General features: G+C 41.4%; 15 protein-coding genes. 5 read left to right on the top strand and 10 right to left on the bottom strand.

Annotation, left to right across the window (positions count from 1 at the left end; all coding sequences use genetic code 11):
• The first annotated feature begins 34 nt into the window (after positions 1–34).
• The 4 genes from SOI84_RS05985 to SOI84_RS06000 all read left to right on the top strand — a co-directional run bounded on the left by SOI84_RS05985 (position 35) and on the right by SOI84_RS06000 (position 5,141).
• Positions 35–1,336, top strand: coding sequence for an aminotransferase class I/II-fold pyridoxal phosphate-dependent enzyme (locus SOI84_RS05985; RefSeq protein ID WP_320673655.1), 1,302 nt, complete (start codon positions 35–37; stop codon positions 1,334–1,336).
• 18 nt (positions 1,337–1,354) lie between these two features.
• A complete protein-coding gene (gcvH, locus tag SOI84_RS05990; RefSeq protein WP_320673656.1) occupies positions 1,355–1,744 on the top strand; it encodes a glycine cleavage system protein GcvH in 390 nt (129 codons plus the stop codon).
• A 99-nt stretch (positions 1,745–1,843) separates the two neighbouring features.
• Positions 1,844–4,738 carry an aminomethyl-transferring glycine dehydrogenase gene (gene gcvP, locus SOI84_RS05995; protein ID WP_320675385.1) on the top strand — a complete coding sequence of 965 codons (2,895 nt, stop codon included), beginning with the start codon at positions 1,844–1,846 and terminating at the stop codon, positions 4,736–4,738.
• Positions 4,739–4,883: 145 nt separating this feature from the next.
• Positions 4,884–5,141 (top strand): hypothetical protein, encoded by a 258-nt coding sequence (locus tag SOI84_RS06000; RefSeq protein ID WP_320673657.1) that lies wholly within the window; start codon positions 4,884–4,886, stop codon positions 5,139–5,141.
• Positions 5,142–5,146: 5 nt separating this feature from the next.
• On the opposite strand, the gene SOI84_RS06005 is transcribed toward SOI84_RS06000, so the two are convergent.
• From SOI84_RS06005 to SOI84_RS06050, 10 genes are all read right to left on the bottom strand, one after another.
• Entirely contained in the window at positions 5,147–5,356 is a 210-nt protein-coding gene (locus SOI84_RS06005; RefSeq protein ID WP_320673659.1) for a hypothetical protein, read from the bottom strand.
• Between the two features lie 251 nt (positions 5,357–5,607).
• Positions 5,608–6,132, bottom strand: a complete 525-nt coding sequence (locus SOI84_RS06010) for an NAD(P)H-dependent oxidoreductase (RefSeq protein WP_320673660.1) — start codon at positions 6,130–6,132, stop codon at positions 5,608–5,610.
• A gap of 48 nt (positions 6,133–6,180) precedes the next feature.
• On the bottom strand, positions 6,181–8,034 hold the full coding sequence (locus SOI84_RS06015) for a diflavin flavoprotein (RefSeq protein ID WP_320673661.1): 1,854 nt from the start codon (positions 8,032–8,034) through the stop codon (positions 6,181–6,183).
• Entirely contained in the window at positions 8,034–9,776 is a 1,743-nt protein-coding gene (locus SOI84_RS06020; protein WP_320673662.1) for a diflavin flavoprotein, read from the bottom strand. The genes SOI84_RS06015 and SOI84_RS06020 overlap by 1 nt, the downstream gene beginning before the upstream one ends.
• An 89-nt stretch (positions 9,777–9,865) precedes the next feature.
• Positions 9,866–11,170, bottom strand: a complete 1,305-nt coding sequence (locus SOI84_RS06025) for a TRAP transporter large permease (protein WP_414153628.1) — start codon at positions 11,168–11,170, stop codon at positions 9,866–9,868.
• Positions 11,171–11,228: 58 nt separating this feature from the next.
• Complete coding sequence (locus SOI84_RS06030) at positions 11,229–11,798, bottom strand: TRAP transporter small permease subunit (RefSeq protein ID WP_320673664.1); 570 nt, start codon at positions 11,796–11,798, stop codon at positions 11,229–11,231.
• 2 nt (positions 11,799–11,800) lie between these two features.
• Positions 11,801–12,919 (bottom strand): TRAP transporter substrate-binding protein, encoded by a 1,119-nt coding sequence (locus SOI84_RS06035; RefSeq protein ID WP_320673665.1) that lies wholly within the window; start codon positions 12,917–12,919, stop codon positions 11,801–11,803.
• A 148-nt stretch (positions 12,920–13,067) separates the two neighbouring features.
• Positions 13,068–13,544: an MEKHLA domain-containing protein gene (locus tag SOI84_RS06040; protein WP_320673666.1), complete on the bottom strand. Its 477-nt coding sequence runs from the start codon at positions 13,542–13,544 to the stop codon at positions 13,068–13,070.
• Positions 13,537–14,430 carry an SWIM zinc finger family protein gene (locus tag SOI84_RS06045; protein ID WP_320673667.1) on the bottom strand — a complete coding sequence of 298 codons (894 nt, stop codon included), beginning with the start codon at positions 14,428–14,430 and terminating at the stop codon, positions 13,537–13,539. The genes SOI84_RS06040 and SOI84_RS06045 overlap by 8 nt, the downstream gene beginning before the upstream one ends.
• Positions 14,431–17,634 carry a DEAD/DEAH box helicase gene (locus SOI84_RS06050; RefSeq protein WP_320673668.1) on the bottom strand — a complete coding sequence of 1,068 codons (3,204 nt, stop codon included), beginning with the start codon at positions 17,632–17,634 and terminating at the stop codon, positions 14,431–14,433. It abuts the gene before it with no gap.
• A 319-nt stretch (positions 17,635–17,953) separates the two neighbouring features.
• On the opposite strand from SOI84_RS06050, the gene alaS reads away from it, so the two are divergent.
• Positions 17,954–20,632: an alanine--tRNA ligase gene (alaS, locus tag SOI84_RS06055; RefSeq protein WP_320673669.1), complete on the top strand. Its 2,679-nt coding sequence runs from the start codon at positions 17,954–17,956 to the stop codon at positions 20,630–20,632.

Consider the following 20,632-nt stretch of genomic DNA (forward strand, 5'->3'; position numbering starts at 1 on the left):
TCTAAAACAACTTTTATCCCCCATAAGACTTTTTGTGCAAAAACTTCCCTCCAATGAACTCAACGAGCATTTAATCGAGGCATGGGCCAATAACGAAATAGCCTCTGCTTTTAAACGAATTGAGAGTTCCGTTTCTGCAAAAACTACCTGCGTGATGGGCCACCTTGAAAAAGTTTTAGATGCGTTCTCATCAGAACGCATTGGAACACAACACTTTTCTAGCTTTACAGGCTACGGCCATGGTGATGAAAATAGAGAAGCAATAGACAGGGTATTCGCAAGAGTACTAGGTGCTGAGAAGGCTGCCATCCGTTTACAACTGGTAAGTGGAACACATGCAATTTGCAGCGCATTATTTGGAGTGCTTAGGCCGGGAGATGAGCTCTTGTGCATCACTGGACAACCTTACGAAACCCTAGAGGCAGTAATTGGGACAAGAGGGAAAGGACAGGGATCCCTAATTGATTTTGGTGTCTCCTACGAAGAACTGAACCTAAGGAATGATGGAACAGTTGATTTAGAAGAACTAGACAAGGCTTTGGAAACCCCAAGAAAAATGATTTTAATTCAACGCAGTTGTGGCTATAGCTGGAGGCCTTCTCTAAGAATTGATTCCATTAAAGTCTTATGCGAAAAAATACACAAGAAGCAACCAAAATGTGTATGTTTTGTAGATAATTGCTACGGAGAATTTGTAGAAGATAAAGAGCCAACTGAAGTAGGGGCTGACCTAATAGCTGGCTCCTTAATAAAGAATCTTGGAGGAACTATTACCCCTACAGGTGGTTATATAGCTGGAAAAACTGATTTAGTTGAACAAGCCTGCTATCGCTTAACTTCACCTGGTATAGGAAGTAAAGGTGGAAGTGGCTTTGATTTATATCGACTAGTGTTACAAGGTCTCTTCTTAGCTCCTCAAATGGTTTCAGAAGCGCTTATTGGGGCTGAGCTGATTGCAGAAGTTTTTTCATCTCTTGGGTTTGATGTAAACCCAACATCTGGACAAAATCGAGGAGATATTATTCAGGCAGTTTGCTTAAAAAGTGAGGAAGCACTAACAGTAGTTTGTAAAGCATTCCAAGCCTCTTCACCAATTGGTTCATATCTAGACCCAATACCAGGAGAGATGCCTGGTTACAGCAATGATTTACTCATGGCAGGTGGCACATTTATTGATGGGAGCACAAGCGAATTTTCTGCTGACGCACCTCTAAAACCACCTTTCAACTTATACATACAAGGTGGAACCCATCACACACATGTCAAAATTGCTTTAAGGCGAGCATTAATCGCTCTCATAAGAGCTAAATTAATTTCTTTCCCTACCACCAACTAGCTCTACTTGGCCCAACACATGGCCTTTAACTTTCCAGAACACTTTCACTTTGCGGATAGCCACGAATATGCCAATCCCTTAGGAGATGTCGTCAAAATAGGCATCAGTGCATATGCCGTAGATCAACTAGGTGACATAGTTTTTGTTGACCTGCCTGAAACCGGTACCCAACTAATTCGAGGTAAAAGCTTTGGTTCAGTAGAATCAGTCAAAGCAGTTGAAGATATGTATTCCCCCATTAGTGGAGAAGTTTTAGAGATCAATCAATCGGTCCTAGATAGCCCTGAAGAACTTCAAAACGATCCTCATGACAAAGGATGGCTAATGCTGCTACGTCCTAGCGATCCAAACGAAATAGACCAACTTATGGACGCAACAACTTATTCCAACAAGGTCAATCCCAAATAACTCGAATAACAAAGTCAATCCAATGCTTCACATGTACAAAAGATTTTCTAAGGTTATAAACACCTTCGCTAAACGCTAATCGTGCTTGAAAAGCAGCCCATTGAGGCTTCAAGCATTTACTGTGAAGAGTTTCTTACAAGGCATATTGGCCCGAATGCTCTAGACCAGCAAAAAATGCTCCAAGAACTTGGTCATTCAGACCTCGCTGAATTTATAGCCAAAGTTATTCCTTCAGAAATCCTCGAGAAAAAATCAATAGACACAAAACTACCTTGGGGATGCTCTGAAACTGAGGCCTTAGAAGAGCTGAATGAAATTGCGAATAAAAACATACTTAAGCGTTCACTGATTGGATTGGGCTATTACGGCACAGCAACGCCATCTTTGATCAAGCGCCAAATCTTAGAGAACCCTTCCTGGTATACGGCCTACACACCTTATCAAGCAGAAATTTCTCAAGGCAGACTCGAAGCCCTTTTCAACTTCCAAACACTGATCAGTGAATTAACAGGTCTACCTATTGCGAATGCTTCCCTCCTGGATGAAGGGACAGCCGCTGCAGAAGCTATGACTGTAAGTCTTTCTGCATGCAAAAAACAAAATGCAAAGCACTACTTAGTAGATCGAGAAGTCTTTCCACAAACACTCTCAATTCTACAAACAAGAGCTAAACCTCTAGGAATAAAAATTGAAATAGATGATCCCAAAAAATTTATATTTGACGAAAGTGTTTTTGGTGTACTTCTACAATTACCAGGTAAAAATGGAGAAATTTGGAATCCAGTCCAAATTATTAAAAAGGCTCATACTGTAAATGCAATCGCAACGGTAGCTATTGATCCACTTGCACAGATCTTGCTTGCACCAATTGGGAAGCTAGACGCTGATATCGCGATCGGAAGTGTCCAGCGACTCGGAATCCCTATTGCCTTCGGCGGACCACATGCTGCTTTTTTCGCAACCAAAGAGAAATTTAAAAGGCAAGTTCCTGGAAGACTTGTTGGGAAATCAATAGATACTGAAGGAAACACTGCTTTAAGGCTTGCCTTACAAACAAGAGAGCAGCATATCCGTCGCGATAAAGCAACAAGCAACATTTGTACAGCTCAAGTGCTATTAGCAATAATGGCCTCATTTTTTGCCATTCATCATGGTCCAGAAGGACTAAAAGCAATTGCTGAAAGAATAATTAACTTACGAAGAAAATTTGAAATAGGCCTGAAAAAACTAGATTATAAAGTTCAAGATATTAACCGTTTCGATAGCATTGACGTCATTTGTTCTCATGCCCCCGAAGTACACAAGGAAGCCTTATCAAAAGGATTTAATCTAAGAATTCTGCCTCTAGGCGCAAGAGAAGAATCAGCACAAGGCTTTGGGATCAGCTTTGATGAACTTAGCAACGAGCGAGAGGTCAAACTACTTCTAGAAATCCTGGCAGATGTCAATAAAAAACCAATCCCTGACCTGCATGAATTTAAAATCTCCCTTGCAGAAGAACTTGATGGTCTTCCTCTCAGAAAAGAGCCTTGGTTAGAGCAAGCTGTTTTTAACCTTTATAGAAGTGAAACCGAGTTACTGAGATACATGCAGCAATTAGTAACGAAGGATTTTTCATTGGTTCATGGAATGATCCCTCTTGGGAGTTGCACGATGAAACTAAATGCTTGCTCTGAATTAAGTCCAATTAGCTGGGCAACTTTTTCATCAATACATCCATTTACCCCAAGTTATCAAACCTTAGGGTATCAAAAAATGATTTCCGATCTTGAGGATTGGCTTGGTTATTTAACTGGTTTCTCAGGAATATCACTACAGCCTAATGCCGGTTCTCAAGGTGAATTTGCAGGCCTACTAATTATCCGTTCGTGGCATAACTCATGCGGAGAAGAACATAGAAATATATGCCTAATACCTACAAGTGCTCATGGCACGAATCCAGCCAGTGCTGTTATGGCAGGCATGAAGGTTGTACCCATTCAATGCGATGAGAATGGTAATATTGATATAAATGATTTACAAAATAAAGCAAAATTATATTCTTCAAAATTAGCCGCGTTAATGGTTACATATCCATCAACACATGGTGTCTTTGAAGTACAAATTCGGAAAATCTGCAACATTATTCACACGCATGGCGGTCAAGTTTATTTGGATGGAGCCAACCTGAATGCGCAAGTTGGTCTATGCAAGCCAGGTAAATATGGTGCTGATGTATGTCACCTGAACTTACATAAAACATTTTGCATTCCGCATGGTGGTGGTGGACCTGGAGTCGGACCTATAGGAGTAGCACAACATTTAGTTCCTTATCTCCCATCTCACCCACTCAGCAAAAACAGTCAAAAAGAATCAATTGGTGCAATATCCGCCGCCCCATGGGGAAGCGCGGGCATCCTTCCTATTAGCTGGATGTATTTAAGAATGATGGGTTATAAAGGCCTGCAGAAAGCTAGTTCAATAGCTTTATTGTCAGCCAATTACGTAGCTAGGAAACTAAATCCTTATTATCCAGTCTTATTTACAGGTGCTCATCATCTAGTGGCACATGAATGTATTTTGGATTTAAGAGAGCTCAAGCGATCTACAGGTGTGGAAGTTGATGATATTGCGAAAAGACTTATGGACTATGGCTTTCATGCACCAACCATAAGTTGGCCAGTGGCAGGAACCCTTATGATCGAGCCCACAGAAAGTGAGAGCTTGAATGAATTAGATCGATTCTGCGATGCAATGATTGCGATCAGAAAAGAAATCCAAGCAATTGAAGATGGACGTAGTGACACACAAAACAATCCTCTTAAACATGCTCCGCACACTTTGACTGCTATTACCTCCGAAGAATGGGACCGCCCATACTCACGCAGAGAGGGGGCATTTCCATTCGAAATACAACTCAAAAACAAGTTCTGGCCAGCGGTTTCAAGAATAAACAATGCCTATGGAGATAGAAATCTCGTATGCACCTGCAGCTCCATGGAAGAACTCAGCTAGTCAAAATAGATGCACCAGCACTAGCGCAATTCCCCTGAAAGCGGTAAATTTTCACCGAAAACCGAATTTTTGGTTTAATTTCACGCTGTAAGCCAGTATTTTGACCATACTGCTGCGCAGCTAGACCAATCGCTGGGGGGACAGCATGGATAGCGAAACTTCAGTCAAACATTGTTTTCCAGGACAAGACAACAAGGAATTGAAACTTCCTTGCCTTGATCAGGGGCTTCAAGCAACCCTTCACAAAGGCCAAACGCTTGCTATGGAAGGCACAAATGTAATAAGAGTTCCATTCGGAATAAGACAGCCACAAAAACAAAGGCCTGAGAGACCTGAAAGGGTGGCAACATTAGTGTTGCCTCTTCAGCCACAAGACAATCCCACACCTCCACAAGCGGCTTAAGAAAATTAGGCTGCTTGCTTGAATTGATTCTCTTGCAAAAGCAGCCTATCCACCTTTTTTTTAACATCTTCAACAGAGCTATTAGCAATCCTAAAAGGAAGAAAATTCATAGGGCTACGTTCAGGCCTGACTAGCCACGTTTTATTGACCTCTTGAAGTAGAAGAAATCCTCGATATCTAATAAAAGGATCATGTCCAGAGTGAGGTGATGACATCACTAAAGGAAAAGAAACTTAGCGTTGCTAATATTTCAATACACAATATGTAGCGGAGAGAGTAAATACTTAAAATCTTTATGATTCAACTAAAAACCATGGTCATGTCATGACATTTCGGTCATTAAGGCCTGGTCGAAAAGATCTTCAGCTGAAAATAATAGAACTATATATAGTGTTAAAGGTAACTAAAAATTCCTCATACCTATTTGGGAGATAAATAAAAGCAGCTTTAAGCCCTTTATCCCAAATCAAAGCTTCAGTAGTTTCTTTTGCATTAATCGGATCAATAAATCCTCTATAGAGGAATCCTTGGCAGGCTTTGAGCTATTGCTCATCAGCTGTCTGCCAAGAACTTCAGCACCCAAATGGGTCAACTGAATCCGTAAAGATAAAAGAAGCTCGAGACCACCACCCCCTGAAAAACTAGCCATAGCAATAGGGCGACCATTAAAAAGATTTCGAAAATCATCACCTTGAACAGAAAGCCAAGCAATGGCACTTGTCAAAACAGGTGGGATTGAGCCGTTATATTCGGGCGCACATATCACCCAACGTTCATAAGAAAGTAACTCTTGGCTTAAAACAGCCACTTCTGAGGGAATACCGAGCTTTGCATGCGTCCTTGGGTTGTACAAAGGACAATCAAACTCTGTCAAATCCACCACATGCGGGTTTAGGCCAAGTCCTGCAGCAATTTGAACAAACCGTTTTGCAAGTTTTAAATTCTCCCCATTACTTGCTGTGATAATCAAAAGATCCTTTAGAGACGACATCAGAAATCAGGTAAGCAACTTGATGGGGTTTTATCAAAACTAGTGGATCTAATAAGTCGCACCTGTTTTTCGGTGATGTACTGCAGTAATTCCATCTAGATCTAGAACCTGTCCATCGAGAACCTCTGCATATATCAACCAATGATCTCCGCATTCCATTCTCTCTTTAACACGTGCTTCAAGCCAAGCAATTGAGTTTTTAAGAAGAGGTTGCCCACCTGGGCTAACTTCTAATTCCAATCCGTCAAATCTATCAGCTCCCGCTGCAAAAGGCTGAAGAAATTGTTTCATCGAATCCTTCTCTCTGCCTTCAGCAAGAACATTTAAAGCAAAAACATCATCACTATGAAGCAAAGTCTCCACAGCCCTATCTTTTGCCACAGAGACTGTGAACCCAGGAGGCGAAAAACTCGCTTGGCTAACCCAGCTTGCAACCATAGCTCCACTTAAAGCCTCTTCTCCAGATCCTTGACGAACCGTGAGAACACACAACGAACCAACGACTCGTCCTAATGCCAAAACAGAAGAATCGCTTCGGTTAATACTCAACCCTCCCGAAGCAGGTCGTCGTAAACGACGATCAGCTCTTATCAACGTTCTTGCAAAGTGAGTCCCTGTTTCCTCTAACTTTCTTATCATTGATTTATCAGGGGTAAACTTTACCTTGATTGGTTCAAAGCCAAAAGAAAAGCCACCATTCCGTAATTTGTTTTCTAGAAGATCCAAAGCCTCTCCACTCCAACCATAACTACCAAAAATCCCAACCTTTTTTTTGCGATCTCCTTCTGCCAAAAGTGTTCCTAAAGCTGAAACTATCGGAGTGGGAGCATGGCCTCCAAGTGTAGGTGAACCAATCAGATATGCATCCGCTTGTCTAATAGCCTGAATCAATTCAGCAGTAGATGTAAATTCACAATTATGAATATCAATACGCACACCTGTCCGACCAACACCTCTTGATAAGGCATCAGCTATTGCAGCAGTATTACCATAAGCGCTTGCAAAAAGAAGAACAACCTTTAAAGAGTCACGATGCTGACTTTCACCCCATCTACGATAATTACTAAGAAGACTTCGCCAACTAGAATCTATAACCGGACCATGAACTGGAGCAATTGTACGAATATTAAGTTCGTCAATACGATCAAGAATTAACTCGACTTGCGTTGACATTGAGTACATGAGTGAATCGTAAAAATGTCGACGTTCCTCATCTGTACTACTACTATTAACTTCTCCCCACTCAGGGGTACAAATATGAGATGCAAAGAATTTATCACTCATCAAAAGGCCTGATAGTTCATCAAAAGCCAAAAGGCCTCCTGGCCATCTTGGCGTTGGCGCAGGAAGCAAACGTATTGGACGCTCCTCAAATTGTAAAAGTTGTTGTTCCTGCTTAATCACATGTACAAGCGGTAAAGCAGAGATCGGAACAACATTCACATCTCTACCATTCCCTTGACTATTTGGTTTCTTCTGTTCCCAAAGCTCATTCAATAATTGCGCAGCAGGGTTTGAGCTGACTAATTCAATAAAGGGATACAAATCAACTAATTTCTTCAAAAAAGCCACTCGATTGGGATTAACATGGCCAATGACAACGTAAAACTTAGATATTTTTGTTGGCAAAGCGTCTGCAAGTGCAGGTAGAAAGACTTTGGAATAAATTCCTCCTGGTGGATGAACTAAAACCACAACCTGAGCATTATTCCGATCTGCCAAAGAAGAAATAAACAAAAAAGAATTGTCTGTACTACCCCGCTCTAAACCATATTCAAGTTCAAATCTCAACCTCTTAGGGCTTAAGCCCCTTAAACAAACCAAGCCTGGCTCAATTGGAATCTGTACTATCTCCAGCTGGTCAGGATGATTCTCAGAATTGCTATTAAAAAAAAATCCCATTAGTAATGATTACCAACTTTACGATGGTGCACAGCCGTTCTAACATCGGTGTCCGAAATGTTTCCCTGCTCAACAACCGCATAAACTATCCAATGATCTGGGCCTTCTAATCTTTTTTCAACACAACAGCTCAAATATGCCAAAGCACCAGCAAGAATAGGTCCACCCTTGGCTACATTCTCTAGGATATTGACTCCCTCAAAACGATCTGCCCCTGGAGGGAAACGCTTCAGAAAGTGACGCAGCAAAGGTTGAAAATTATCCTCTCGTAAAACATTAAGCACAAATCTATCCCCAACCTGCATCAATGCCTCAATAGCCCTGTCTTTAGCAACTGCAACCGTAATCCCTGGCGGATTAAAACTTGCTTGGGTCACCCAACTAGCAACCATTGCACCACGTCGATGGTTGCTCTGATCACCTTGGCTAGCTGTAACTATATACAAACCTCCACTAATACGACCCAAAGCCTTATCTACCTCTCCATCTAGGCTTTTCATCATCGCAATAGTTTTTTTACGATTCAGTATCTGACCCAAATCAGTGCCAGCCTCCTCAAATTCCTGATATATCTTCCCGTCTGGTGGCATACGGACACGAAGCGGAGCAAACGCTTCTTTCTGGCCCAATGACCTTAATTGATTCGCCACAGAATCAATTGGCTCATCATTCCCGCCATATGCATCGTAAACAGCTATCCATTGTTTAGGTTTCAAGGCTGCAAGCATGGTTCCAATTGAGCTTTGTACTTCTGCCTCCCGATCACTAGGCCAGGTCGGAACCACAACAGCAGTTGCTTCACCAATCAAAACACTAAGCTCTTGAGCATCAGATCCTCGTAAATCAACTAACTGAACCTGAGCATTCGCTTTGCTAATTCCATGCGCGATAGATTGACTTAATCGATCACAAAAACCATATTGGCTGAAATAGCAAACAGCTGCATAATTCTCACCTTGAGTTCGTATACCACTCCACTTCCGATAATTATTAACCCATAAAGTGAGATGTTCTTTCAACAATGGTCCATGACCCACTGCGATTGTAGTAATTTCAGGTAACTGATCCATTCTCTTTAACGCTTGCAAAACGCTCCTGGCATTAGGTCCCATCAAGCAATCGTAATAAAAACGAAAGTCTGGGCCAATCGCTTCAGGATTAGTATCAAACAGATCATCCGAACAATAATGCAAACCAAAGGCATCACAGGTATACAGAACACCTGTAGCACGATCAAACGAAAAAATTGTATCGGGCCAATGAAGATTGGGAGCACTCAAAAAATCAAAGATGTGAGCAATTCCACTTATTGAATTAATCCCCAAATCCAGCGTATCTCCTGACTTGACTGATATTGAACGAAAGGGTTGATTTAACTGATCTTTCAAAAACTGAATTGCAACTTTCGACGCAACAATTTCAATCTGTGGATTCACTCGAAGCAGATCACCTATTAATCCAGAATGATCAGGCTCTGTATGACTCACAATCAAATAATCAATCGAACTTGGGTCAATCTGCTCTTGTAATAAGCTAAACCAGATGTTCTGAAATTTCTTATGAGAAGTATCAATAAGCGCTGTTTTAGCACCCCTGACTAAAAAAGAATTATAGGTAGTCCCATTATGAAGCCCAAATTCAATATCAAAACGACTACGATCCCAATCCAACGACCGAATCGTGGTTGTATCTATCGCAATGTCTTCACATTGAAGAGATAGTCTTGAATCCGTACTATTCATTGTGAAATTAATGCTCCAGGTCAGATCAGCTAAAAGGTGCTTCAACCATCCCTAAAACTGTACAAATAATTTGACAGGTATGCGAATAATCAGGAATAAGCAAGGTTAGGCAGCCAATTTACAAGCCCAGGTATAGCTATTATCAGTACTAAGATAGCAAGCTGAAGTGCCACAAAAGGCAAGGCTCCAAAATATATATCCCTAGTCGGAAGCTCCTTGGGCGCGACGCCACGTAAATAGAAAAGCGCAAAACCAAAAGGTGGTGTGAGAAAAGAAGTTTGCAAATTTGCTCCAATGACCACCCCCAACCAGATCAATGCATCCGGTCCGAGTAATTGTCTTGCCGCTGGCAGTAAAAGAGGTACGGCTATAAAAGCAATTTCAAAGAAATCAATAAAAAACCCTAATAGAAAAATTGTCAGCATGCTTATGGTCATAAAGCCAAATTTGCCCCCAGGTAAATTCAGTAGTAAATCAGCAATCAGCTCATCTCCACCAATCCCACGAAAAACCAAACTAAAGGAAGTAGACCCAATTAATATTGCCATGACCATTGATGTTGTTCTAAGTGTTTCATCACAAACTCTTGAAAGTGCTTGACGACTAAAACCACCATTCATAGCTGCCAAACCCATTGCTCCAAAGGCCCCCAAAGTACCTGCTTCAGTAGGAGTAGCTAATCCAAAAAAAATACTTCCCAAAACCAAGAAGATCAGTCCCAAAGGAGGTGTCATCACCTTCAATAAATTCAGTATTTGAGAAAAAGACAGATTAGAAGAAGCCTGTTGTGGAGCCAGCTCAGGTTTCAAAGCACTAATTACTACAACATATCCAGCAAATGCTAAAGCCATCAATATCCCTGGAATCAAAGAACCAAGGAAGAGATCTCCTACTGAAATTCCCAGCTGATCACCTAACACAACTAAAACTATGCTTGGAGGAATAATCTGCCCTAAAGTGCCTGATGCGGCTATTACACCGGTAGCTAAAGAACGGTTATAGCCAGCACGAAGCATTGCAGGTAATGAAATCATTCCCATAGTGGTTACTGTTGCTGCCACAACACCCGTTGTCGCAGCAAGTAAAGAACCCACTAGCACTACTGCGAGTGCCAACCCACCCCTAAGACGACCCAACAACGTTCCCATACTTTCCAAAAGTCTCTCAGCAATCCCAGAAGTTTCCAACATCGCTCCCATAAACACAAAACCAGGTATCGCTAGCAATGTGAAATTCGACATTACTCCAAAAATTCTTTGGGGTAATGCTGTTACAAATAAGGGATCAAAGACGCCTAAGCCAATTCCAAGTAACGCAAACAAAACTGAAATTCCACCTAAACAAAAGGCAACTGGATAACCACTCAAAAGCGCGATTACCAAAGCAATAAACATCCCTGGTCCTAAAATTCCTACAAGGTCCAAGCTGATCACATAACCAACAATATTTATTTCAACCAAGTGAATCCTCCTCATTTTTAAGGCCATAAAATTTCAAGAAGATTGATGAATCCCTTAGAAAAACTAAGGACTTAATCAACTCAGCCAAACCCTGTAAAAGCAAAAGGAAAAAACCAAGGGGGACAAGACTTTTTACCCAATACCGAGGCAAACCATTTGGGTCAGGAGAAAGTTCTCCAATACTCCATGAATGCAAGGCAGGTTGAATCGATAAAACAATCACTAAAACAGCAAAAGGAATTAAAAGAAAACAAATACCGACTAAATCCATTCGTCTCTTCTGACGTGGACTCCAACTTGTCTGCAACACATCTACTCGTACATGCCCCTTACGTTGTAATGTCCAAGACAATCCGAGTAGAAAAAACAAATCAAATAAATACCATTGACCTTCAATTAAACGATTTGAACTCAAGTTATATCCAATAGCTGCTCCCACATATCTACCCACAACATTCCAAAAACCCACAGCTAACATCATCAATACAGCCCATCGTGAAATTACCGCCAAAAGTTTGACAAGGGTTTCGAGACGATTGGACAAGACAAGCCAACCCTTCATAATCAAATTCCTACAGAGTTGTAGGAAAAAGACGAGAAGGAGAATTCATTGATTTTGTTCCATGCAGAAACCTCCTTACGAAATAGCTGCCATTGATTAAAAAGCCTCCGAAAAGTAATATCACCATTTGCCATATCTGCGTAAAGTTGAAAGGCTGCCTTTTGAGCAGCATCAAGAACATCAAAACTATAAGGAACTAATTCAGTTCCATTCTTGACAAGCCTAGTAAGCGCAGATCCGTTCAAGCTGTCATAACGACTAAGCATAGTGAGATTCGCCTCATAGCAAGCAGTCGAAAAAATAGCCCGATACTCACTGGGCAACTTCTCCCAAGCCTTCTGATTAACAAGACCTGTCAAGGTAGGGCCTGGTTCCCACCAGCCTGGATAATAATAAAACCTTGCTGCACGTGCTAAACCTAACTTCTCATCGTCATATGGTCCTGTCCACTCTGCAGCATCAATTGCACCTCTATCTAATGCTAAATAAATTTCACCTCCAGGAAGAACTTGAACATTGACTCCTAACTGAGCCATTACCTTGCCACCAAGACCTGGGATACGCATTTTCAACCCTTGCAATGAATCAAGTCCATCCAATTTTTTCTTGAACCAACCACCCATTTGCGCACCTGTATTTCCTGCAGGAAAACTAATAACACCAAAATCCGAATAAACTCGATTAATCTCATCATTCCCTCCCCCTTGATATAACCAAGCATTTTGCTGCTGAGCCGTCAATCCAAAGGGAACAGAAGTGCCAAATGCAAAAGAGGGATTTTTACCGATGTAGTAATAACTAGCTGTATGTCCACATTCAACAGAACCAGCCTGAACCGCATCTAAGACCTCGAGCCCAGGCACAATCTCACCTGCCGCATAAGGTCTAATCTGAAACCTCCCACCACTCAGCTCATTGACCCGTTGACTAATAGTCAACGCACCACCAAAAATAGTATCCAATGAATGCGGCCAACTAGTGGCCATCCTCCAGCGAACATTTGGCAATGAAAAATTCTTAACTTGATCTTCCCGACTGATTTTGCATGAGCTCAAAATCCCAGTTCCAACAACCGCACCGACTGCAGTAGCACCATTAGTTAATAGCTTACGGCGTTCCATAAAGATCCTGAATCGTGGAGGGCTTTAACGAGAAATGACAAATCAAGAGAAATGTCAAAAACACAAGGATCTGATATTCGAAATATCGACCTAATCCAATTTTGCCGATCTTGTTCTAGTTCTGCCTATGTTGTTGAAAAGGATTCATCTAAAGAAACCACCAGCTAGGAAATGTTGCCGCTTGTCCACAAGAAATTCCATCCTTGGTCCATATCGTCCAAATCCGCGCATTCTTGATATAAAACTCGCGGCCTAAACTATCGATACGAATACCTCTATAACCAATCAGTGATGAATTAACAGATGCTCGCTTAAGAAGAGCAGTACGTTCTTCAAGTTGATCAGCTGGTGCAGTCTTTCGCGAAGGCATTCCAACCATTTCATCCCAACGACAATGCCAAAGTAGAAGTGCCGAAGCATTTACATATGTAAGTAAAGGATCTCTACTTCTATCATGTGCCAAAAGTGGCATTCGCATTGCAAAAACCTCTTGGCTAAGGGTGCGATTATTGCCCTCAGAACAGTTACAAGCCAGCAGAGAACTTCCAAAAGCTTCCTGATAAGAGATAAAAATTAAATTTACAAGTCTCACTTTTTCAGGAGTGAGCCAAGGAGCATCAATCACCGGCAGCCATCGCCTGAACCATTGCTTTCTGAGCCAAAATTTCCCCCTGGGATCTCAAGTGACTCAAAAAACGATTACGTGCATCTGGAAACATAGGGTCTTGTGCAAGAGGTAAGTCACCAGCTACATCCAAACCTGTTTCCCCCTCCATAGCAGGAGTGATTACAACAAGATCAGCACTGAGACTGTAGGTATAACGCCACCAAAGTTCCGGTTCCAGAACAACGGAATTGGGGGCGGCAGGTTCATCTTGACTACTAGTTTCAACATCCTCATCGGATTTATTGTTTTCCAATAATGCTGATAAAACTTGTTTTCGCTGATCGGCAAGGTCAGCCAATAATTTGGCGCGACTCCTACCTCGAAGCTGAAAAAGTACAAAAGGATCTTCGCTAAAACGATCTCCCATTAAAAAATAAATTGCACTTATATGTTTACATGGATTTGCTTTATCTGGACAACTACATTCACTACGGACTTCCTGCAACTTAAAAGGAAATAACCTCCTTCCACTAGCAGCAAAAGCTCGTTCAATATCTGAAGGCATTACACCTGCTAATAACTGAGCTGACCATCGTGCTTTTTGAGTTAACGCCTCAAGAACATAACTCCAATCTTCATCACTCAATACATCTAACCAAAGTTTGACCTTATAAGGGTCTTTTTCAGTTCCTTGAACACGGGCATGAACCCGTCTTCCCTCAAATCGAATAGAGGTAACTCTTCCTTCTCGTGCATAGGTCCACGCGCGTTCCAACCTTTTCTTAAAACGATAAGAATTGATCAGCTCCATCCACTGTTCTACCCACCAAGGTTGATGTCCAAGACCCTCTTCTCCCAAAGCAGTGGTAATCGAAGCAAATTCAGGATTCTGTGAATTGGTCATTTAATCATCCTTTAATTCAACTAAGTTGCGTAATTGATCAGTACCAAGTCCTCCTAACCAATCCTCGCCAGATCCAATTACATCTTCAGCTAAGCGGGATTTTTCACGGATCATTTGATCAATTTTTTCCTCAACAGATGCACTAGTAATAAATTTATGGACCATTACTCTTTTAACCTGACCAATTCTATATGCGCGATCGGTAGCTTGATTTTCCACTGCTGGATTCCACCAACGATCAACATGAAAAACATGGCTTGCACGAGTTAAATTTAACCCTACACCTCCAGCCTTCAAAGATAAAACAAAGATCTGAGGCCCCCTTGGATCTTCTTGAAAACGATCAATCATTGCCTGCCTATCATTTTTTCTTGTACTTCCACACAAAAAAGGCACTTCAAAACGCCATCTATATTGAAAATAAGATTGAAGTAAATAACCCCATTCAGCAAATTGAGTAAATAATAAAGCACGATCACCAGCCTCAATAACTTCTTCTAGAATTGCCTCTAAGCGTTGTAACTTATGAGATTTTAAGATAAAATTTTCATCAATATTATTCTCTTTCATAACTAAAGCAGGGTGATTACAAATCTGTTTTAAGCGAGTAAGCAAACCTAATACCTTCCCATGTTTTTGCCCTCTAGGGGAACATGCAATCGCATCAAACGTTTCATCAACGGTTTTCCTATATAATACTTTCTGCTCTTGACTTAAATCAACCCATTCACTAATTTCTACTTTTTCAGGCAAATCAGAAATGATAGCCTTATCAGTTTTTAATCTTCGTAAGATAAAAGGACTAACACGTGCCTTCAAATCCCGTAACGAGGACATGTCACCATAACGCTCTATAGGCATCTGATATCTTTGCCTAAAGAAATCTTCCTCTCCTAAGATATTTGGATTTAAAAAATCTAGCAATGCCCAAAGTTCACTAACTCTATTCTCAACTGGTGTGCCAGTCAAAGCGATTCGAAAACGATTATTTTTATGTTGTCGAGCAATATGCCTAACTGCCTGGCTTTGTTTAGCACTTGAATTCTTAATAGCCTGAGCCTCATCAATAACTACCCCTTGCCAATCAATCATTTCAAGAAGTTCACTATCTCTTTGCATCAATCCATAGCTGGTAAGAACAAGATCAATATTCTTCAATTCCTTTTTCAAAGCAGAAATTGTATTTGGACGACGCGGTCCATAATGTTCACTAACTCGCAATTCAGGTGTAAACGCAAAAGCTTCTCTTTTCCAATTTGTTAAAACTGAAGTAGGTGCAATCAACAAAACGGGACGTTTAAATTCTTGTTCACACTTAAGATGTTGCAAAAAAGCTAATAATTGAATTGTTTTTCCAAGACCCATATCATCAGCGAGGCACGCACCCTGATCAAATCGATGCAGAAATGCTAACCATCCAAGTCCTCGCTCTTGGTAGGGCCTTAACTGTCCAACAAAACCTTCTGGCGCAGGTAAAGGGTCAGGCGCTTTCTGTTGATGATATTGTTCAAGAACTCCTTGCAACCTTGGGCCTGCTTCAAAAGAATGCACAGGTAAACGCATCAATGTGTCGCCTTCTGTCGCCGTCAAGCGCAATGCATCATCCAAACTGAGCAATGGATTGGAACTACAAAATCGTTCAGCATTTTTTAAATCATTAGGTCTTAGTTCAATCCAAGAACCTTTATGACGCACTAAGGGACTTCTTTTGCCAGAGAGACGTTCGAGTTCTCGCAGGTTAAGAGTGACGCCACCAATCATCAAATCCCAATGCCAATCAAGGTTTTCACCTAGAGTAAAACCTCTTGAACTTCCGGGCAGTTCAGCTCTTATCGCAAGACCTAAGCGACTCGCTAATCCGCCTGAAAGGCTTAATGGCAATTCGACACCTATGCCTACATCTCTAAGTTGACTTGAAGCAGTTCGTACCAAAACAAAAGCCTCGGCAGGGGTTAATTCCATTACTTCGGGAGTAGCCGTATCCAAGCCTCTCTCTATGGGAGGAAACACTGTTAAAGATCTTCCCAATCCTTCTAAAAGAAGTTCGCCTGGATGATCTACAGGAACCTCACCTAATTGCAAAGTCTTAGAACCAATCGCCCAAACTACTGATGCTGGCACTTTGAGAGTGCGGTCAGACTCAGCTTGCAACGAAAAACGCAACTCCCAAAGATCTTCTTCCTCAGCAGGGCTAAAAAGTTCTAAGCATGCTCTTGCTGGTGCAACGTTGCCAGCGACACCCTCTTTCCAGTGATGACTAGCAGTTGCTAAACGTTCAACCTCTTCATCTTCTAAAGAAATCACTCCTGTATCAGACCCAAGTGCTTGTTGCCAAATTTGCAACAGTGGATCTAATCCATCTAAATCAGGGGTAAAAGCATGCCTGAGTTGCGCATCAACAAGCTCTTCTAAAAGATTTGCGACTCTCAATCTCCCACTCCGAGGTCTGCAAGATGCAACAGGATTTGCAGCGCGCATTGCCTCAGGACGCAATCTAGTCGTTCGATTAGTCCTTCTTCCTAATGGTTCCCTCCAAGGCAAAGCACACGTTGCAACAAGTGGCAATCTTGCCGCCAATTCTTCAAGTCGCCGACGGTCATCTTCACGGTTCAAAAGTGGAACCCAACGGGCCCTATGTGGATAACCTTCACCCTTACTAAGCTCCACCTGAGGAAGCCATCTCCCTCTAGCCACAATGCTCAAAGCCCAACGTTGTAAATGACTCCACCATCGAAGCTCATCAGCTAGATCAGGTTGATCACCGGACAGAGGCAGTTTCGACAACCATGCTGTTGCTGCTCCAGGCTCAACAGCCAGTCCCTGTACCTGCCATGGCCACCATTCTGGCTTCTTTGGTACAGGCTCTCCAGCTTGCAACGGCAGTCCAGTCCAACCAAGATGACCATCTTGAGACGCATTTAAAGATTCCTTAACATCACCTGCCTTAATACGAGATCTAACTGCCCTACTGGGCAAAGTCAAACAAGCCGTTGCATCAATACTTTCATCAGGAAGCAGATCAATTTCACTCAACCAAGCCCTTAAATCGTCAGGAAGCAAAGTACATGGATGTTGAGCTGGGGTGTCACTGGGGCCAGCCGGGGTGGCGACCCTCCATGTATCAGCCCAAATCAAAAGAGCTGGCCTACCGGTACTGCCCGGTGTGCGAATAGCCGGAAGCCAAGTGGCATGAAGCAAACTCATAGCCGAGACACGGCAATCATGCGTTTGGTTCCTCTCAAAAAGAGTGCGCTACCTAACAGTAGTCAGCACACCCACTGAAAATCTAATATTAATCATGCCAAGGACTTTAAAACCAGTCATCACTAAACTTTCAAATCTTCTACTTTTCCATTAAAAGAACCTAAAATAGTAATTTTGTCTATATGAGTGGCAGCAACCTTTAACAAAAAACTTGAACCCTATTACTATTCCCAAATCACCTAAAACTAAAAACACCGGAATGCAATTTTAACTCTGGTTTCATGAAAACCAAATCTCCTTCCATCAACTGACTATAGACATGACGGTTAACAGGCAAAGACCTTCACAAAAAAACCATCCACATAGTGGTGATGAGATAAGGAGCGCCTTCATCAAGTTCTTTACCGAGCGTGATCATTTAGTTATTCCTAGCGCCTCACTTGTCCCTGAAGACCCAACAGTCCTAATGACAATTGCTGGGATGCTCCCTTTCAAACCAATTTTTTTAGGGCAAGAAAAAGCACCTGCGGCTAGAGCAGTAAGCTCGCAAAAATGCATACGTACTAACGATATAGAAAATGTAGGGCGCACAGCAAGGCATCAAACATTTTTCGAGATGCTAGGGAACTTCTCATTTGGGGATTATTTCAAGCAAGAAGCAATTACTTGGGCTTGGGAACTCAGCACTGAAGTCTTTGGCCTGAACCCAGAACATCTAGTCATTAGTATTTTTCGTGATGATCATGAGGCTGAAACAATTTGGCGAGATGTTGTAGGCGTTAACCCTAAACGAATCATACGTATGGATGAAAAAGACAACTTTTGGTCTTCTGGACCAACGGGTCCATGCGGTCCGTGTTCAGAACTTTATTATGATTTTAAGCCACAGTTAGGCGTTGAACATATTGATCTTGATGATGATGATCGCTTTATCGAATTCTATAACCTTGTCTTTATGGAATACAACAAAGATACTCACGGCTCATTAACCCCGCTATCTAACAAAAATATTGATACTGGTATGGGACTGGAGCGCATGGCTCAGATTCTTCAAAAAGCTCCGAACAACTATGAAACAGACCTTATTTATCCAATAATTCTAAAAGCATCATCTCTCGCAAATATCAACTACAAAAAAATAGACAATCAAAAAAGAACATCGCTGAAGATTATTGGGGATCATAGTCGAGCAATCACATTTATGATCAGCGATGGCATCAGAGCAAGCAACCTAGGTCGTGGTTATATTCTAAGACGACTAATTCGTAGAGTCATTCGACATGGAAAACTAATAAACATTAAAAAACCATTTCTAGGAGAAATGGGAGACGCAGTAATTGAACTAATGAAATCAACCTATCCTAAATTACTAGAAAGGCGTAATGTGATTTTATTAGAATTAGAAAGAGAGGAAAGCCGATTCTTAGAAACACTCGAGCGCGGAGAAAAATTACTCACAGAAATTTTATCAAAAAACCCAAAGAAAATTAGCGGAAATACAGCCTTTGAACTGTATGACACCTTCGGATTTCCTTTAGAACTAACTCAAGAAATTATCGCGGAGCATGGAATATCCGTTGAATTAGAAGGCTTTGAAAAAGCTATGAAAAAACAAAGAGAAAGAGCAAAAGCAGCTACTGCAAGTATTGATTTAACAACCCAAGGTGCCCTAGATAAAATGGTTTCTAGTACAAGTTCGACTGTATTTGAAGGCTATGAAATTCTTGAGAAAAAAAGCAGTGTCGTAGGAATGGTAGTCAATGGGGAGTCAGATAAACAGGTTCAACCTGGTGACAACGTAGATATAGCACTTGACGTGACATCATTTTATGGCGAAGGTGGTGGTCAGGTAGGTGATTGTGGCGTAATTACATCCAATGAAGAATCAAATAATAATCTATTAATTCGAATCAGTGGTGTCACTCGTAAGAAAAATATTTTCATTCATAATGGTAAATTAATTCAAGGTAAAATAGCTTTAGGAGATGTTGTCAAGACGAAAGTCAATCAAAACCTACGTAAACGTGCCCAAGCAAATCATACAGCTACACATCTTCTTCAATCAGCCCTAAAAAATATCCTTGGAGAAGAGATCAGCCAAGCAGGTTCTCTTGTTGACTTCAATCGTCTCCGCTTTGATTTTAACTATTCATGTGGAGTGACCACACAAGAATTAATCGAGATTGAAAAGCTCATCAATTACTGGATATCAGAAGCATATGATCTAGAAATAAACTACATGTCTCTTGAGAAGGCGAAGGCTATGGGTGCATTAGCTATGTTCGGTGAAAAATATGAGAGTAAAGTTCGAGTCGTAGATATTCCGGGAGTTTCAAAAGAATTATGTGGGGGTACTCATGTAAGAAATACTTCCGAAATTGGGCTTTTTAAAATCATTAATGAAAGTGGTATATCCGCGGGAATTCGACGCATTGAAGCCATAGCAGGGCCTGCCGTTTTAGAATTCTTAAATGAAAGAGATGAAATAGTTAATCAGTTAACCAATAGATTTAAGGCTCAACCAAACGAAGTTTGTACAAGGGTTATTGCTTTACAACAGGAACTTAAGGAAACTAACAAAGAACTTGTGCTTGCGCGTGAGGAATTAGCAATTGCAAAAGCAATTACTCTAATTGAAGAGGCAATTGATATTGCAGATAATAAGGTTCTCATAAAAAGGCTTGATGGCCTCAGTGGAGTCGCACTGCAGAAAGCAGCAGAGAAATTAATAGCAAAATTAGGAGAAAAGACTGCTGTTATTCTCGGTGGCCTACCAACACCTCAAGATCAAAAGAAGGTCATTCTAGTTGCTGCATTTGGCAAAGGTCTGCTTTCAAGAGGCTTAAAAGCAGGAAAGTTTATAGGCGAAATTGCAAAAATTTGCGATGGTGGAGGTGGGGGAAAAGATCATCTAGCTCAGGCAGGAGGTCGCAATGGCGTAGCCCTTGGGAAGGCTTTAGCAACCTCAATGAGCAAACTGGAAGAAGAACTACAGTAA

Source organism: Prochlorococcus sp. MIT 1341 (assembly GCF_034092415.1).
In the GTDB taxonomy this organism is placed as follows: domain Bacteria; phylum Cyanobacteriota; class Cyanobacteriia; order PCC-6307; family Cyanobiaceae; genus AG-363-P08.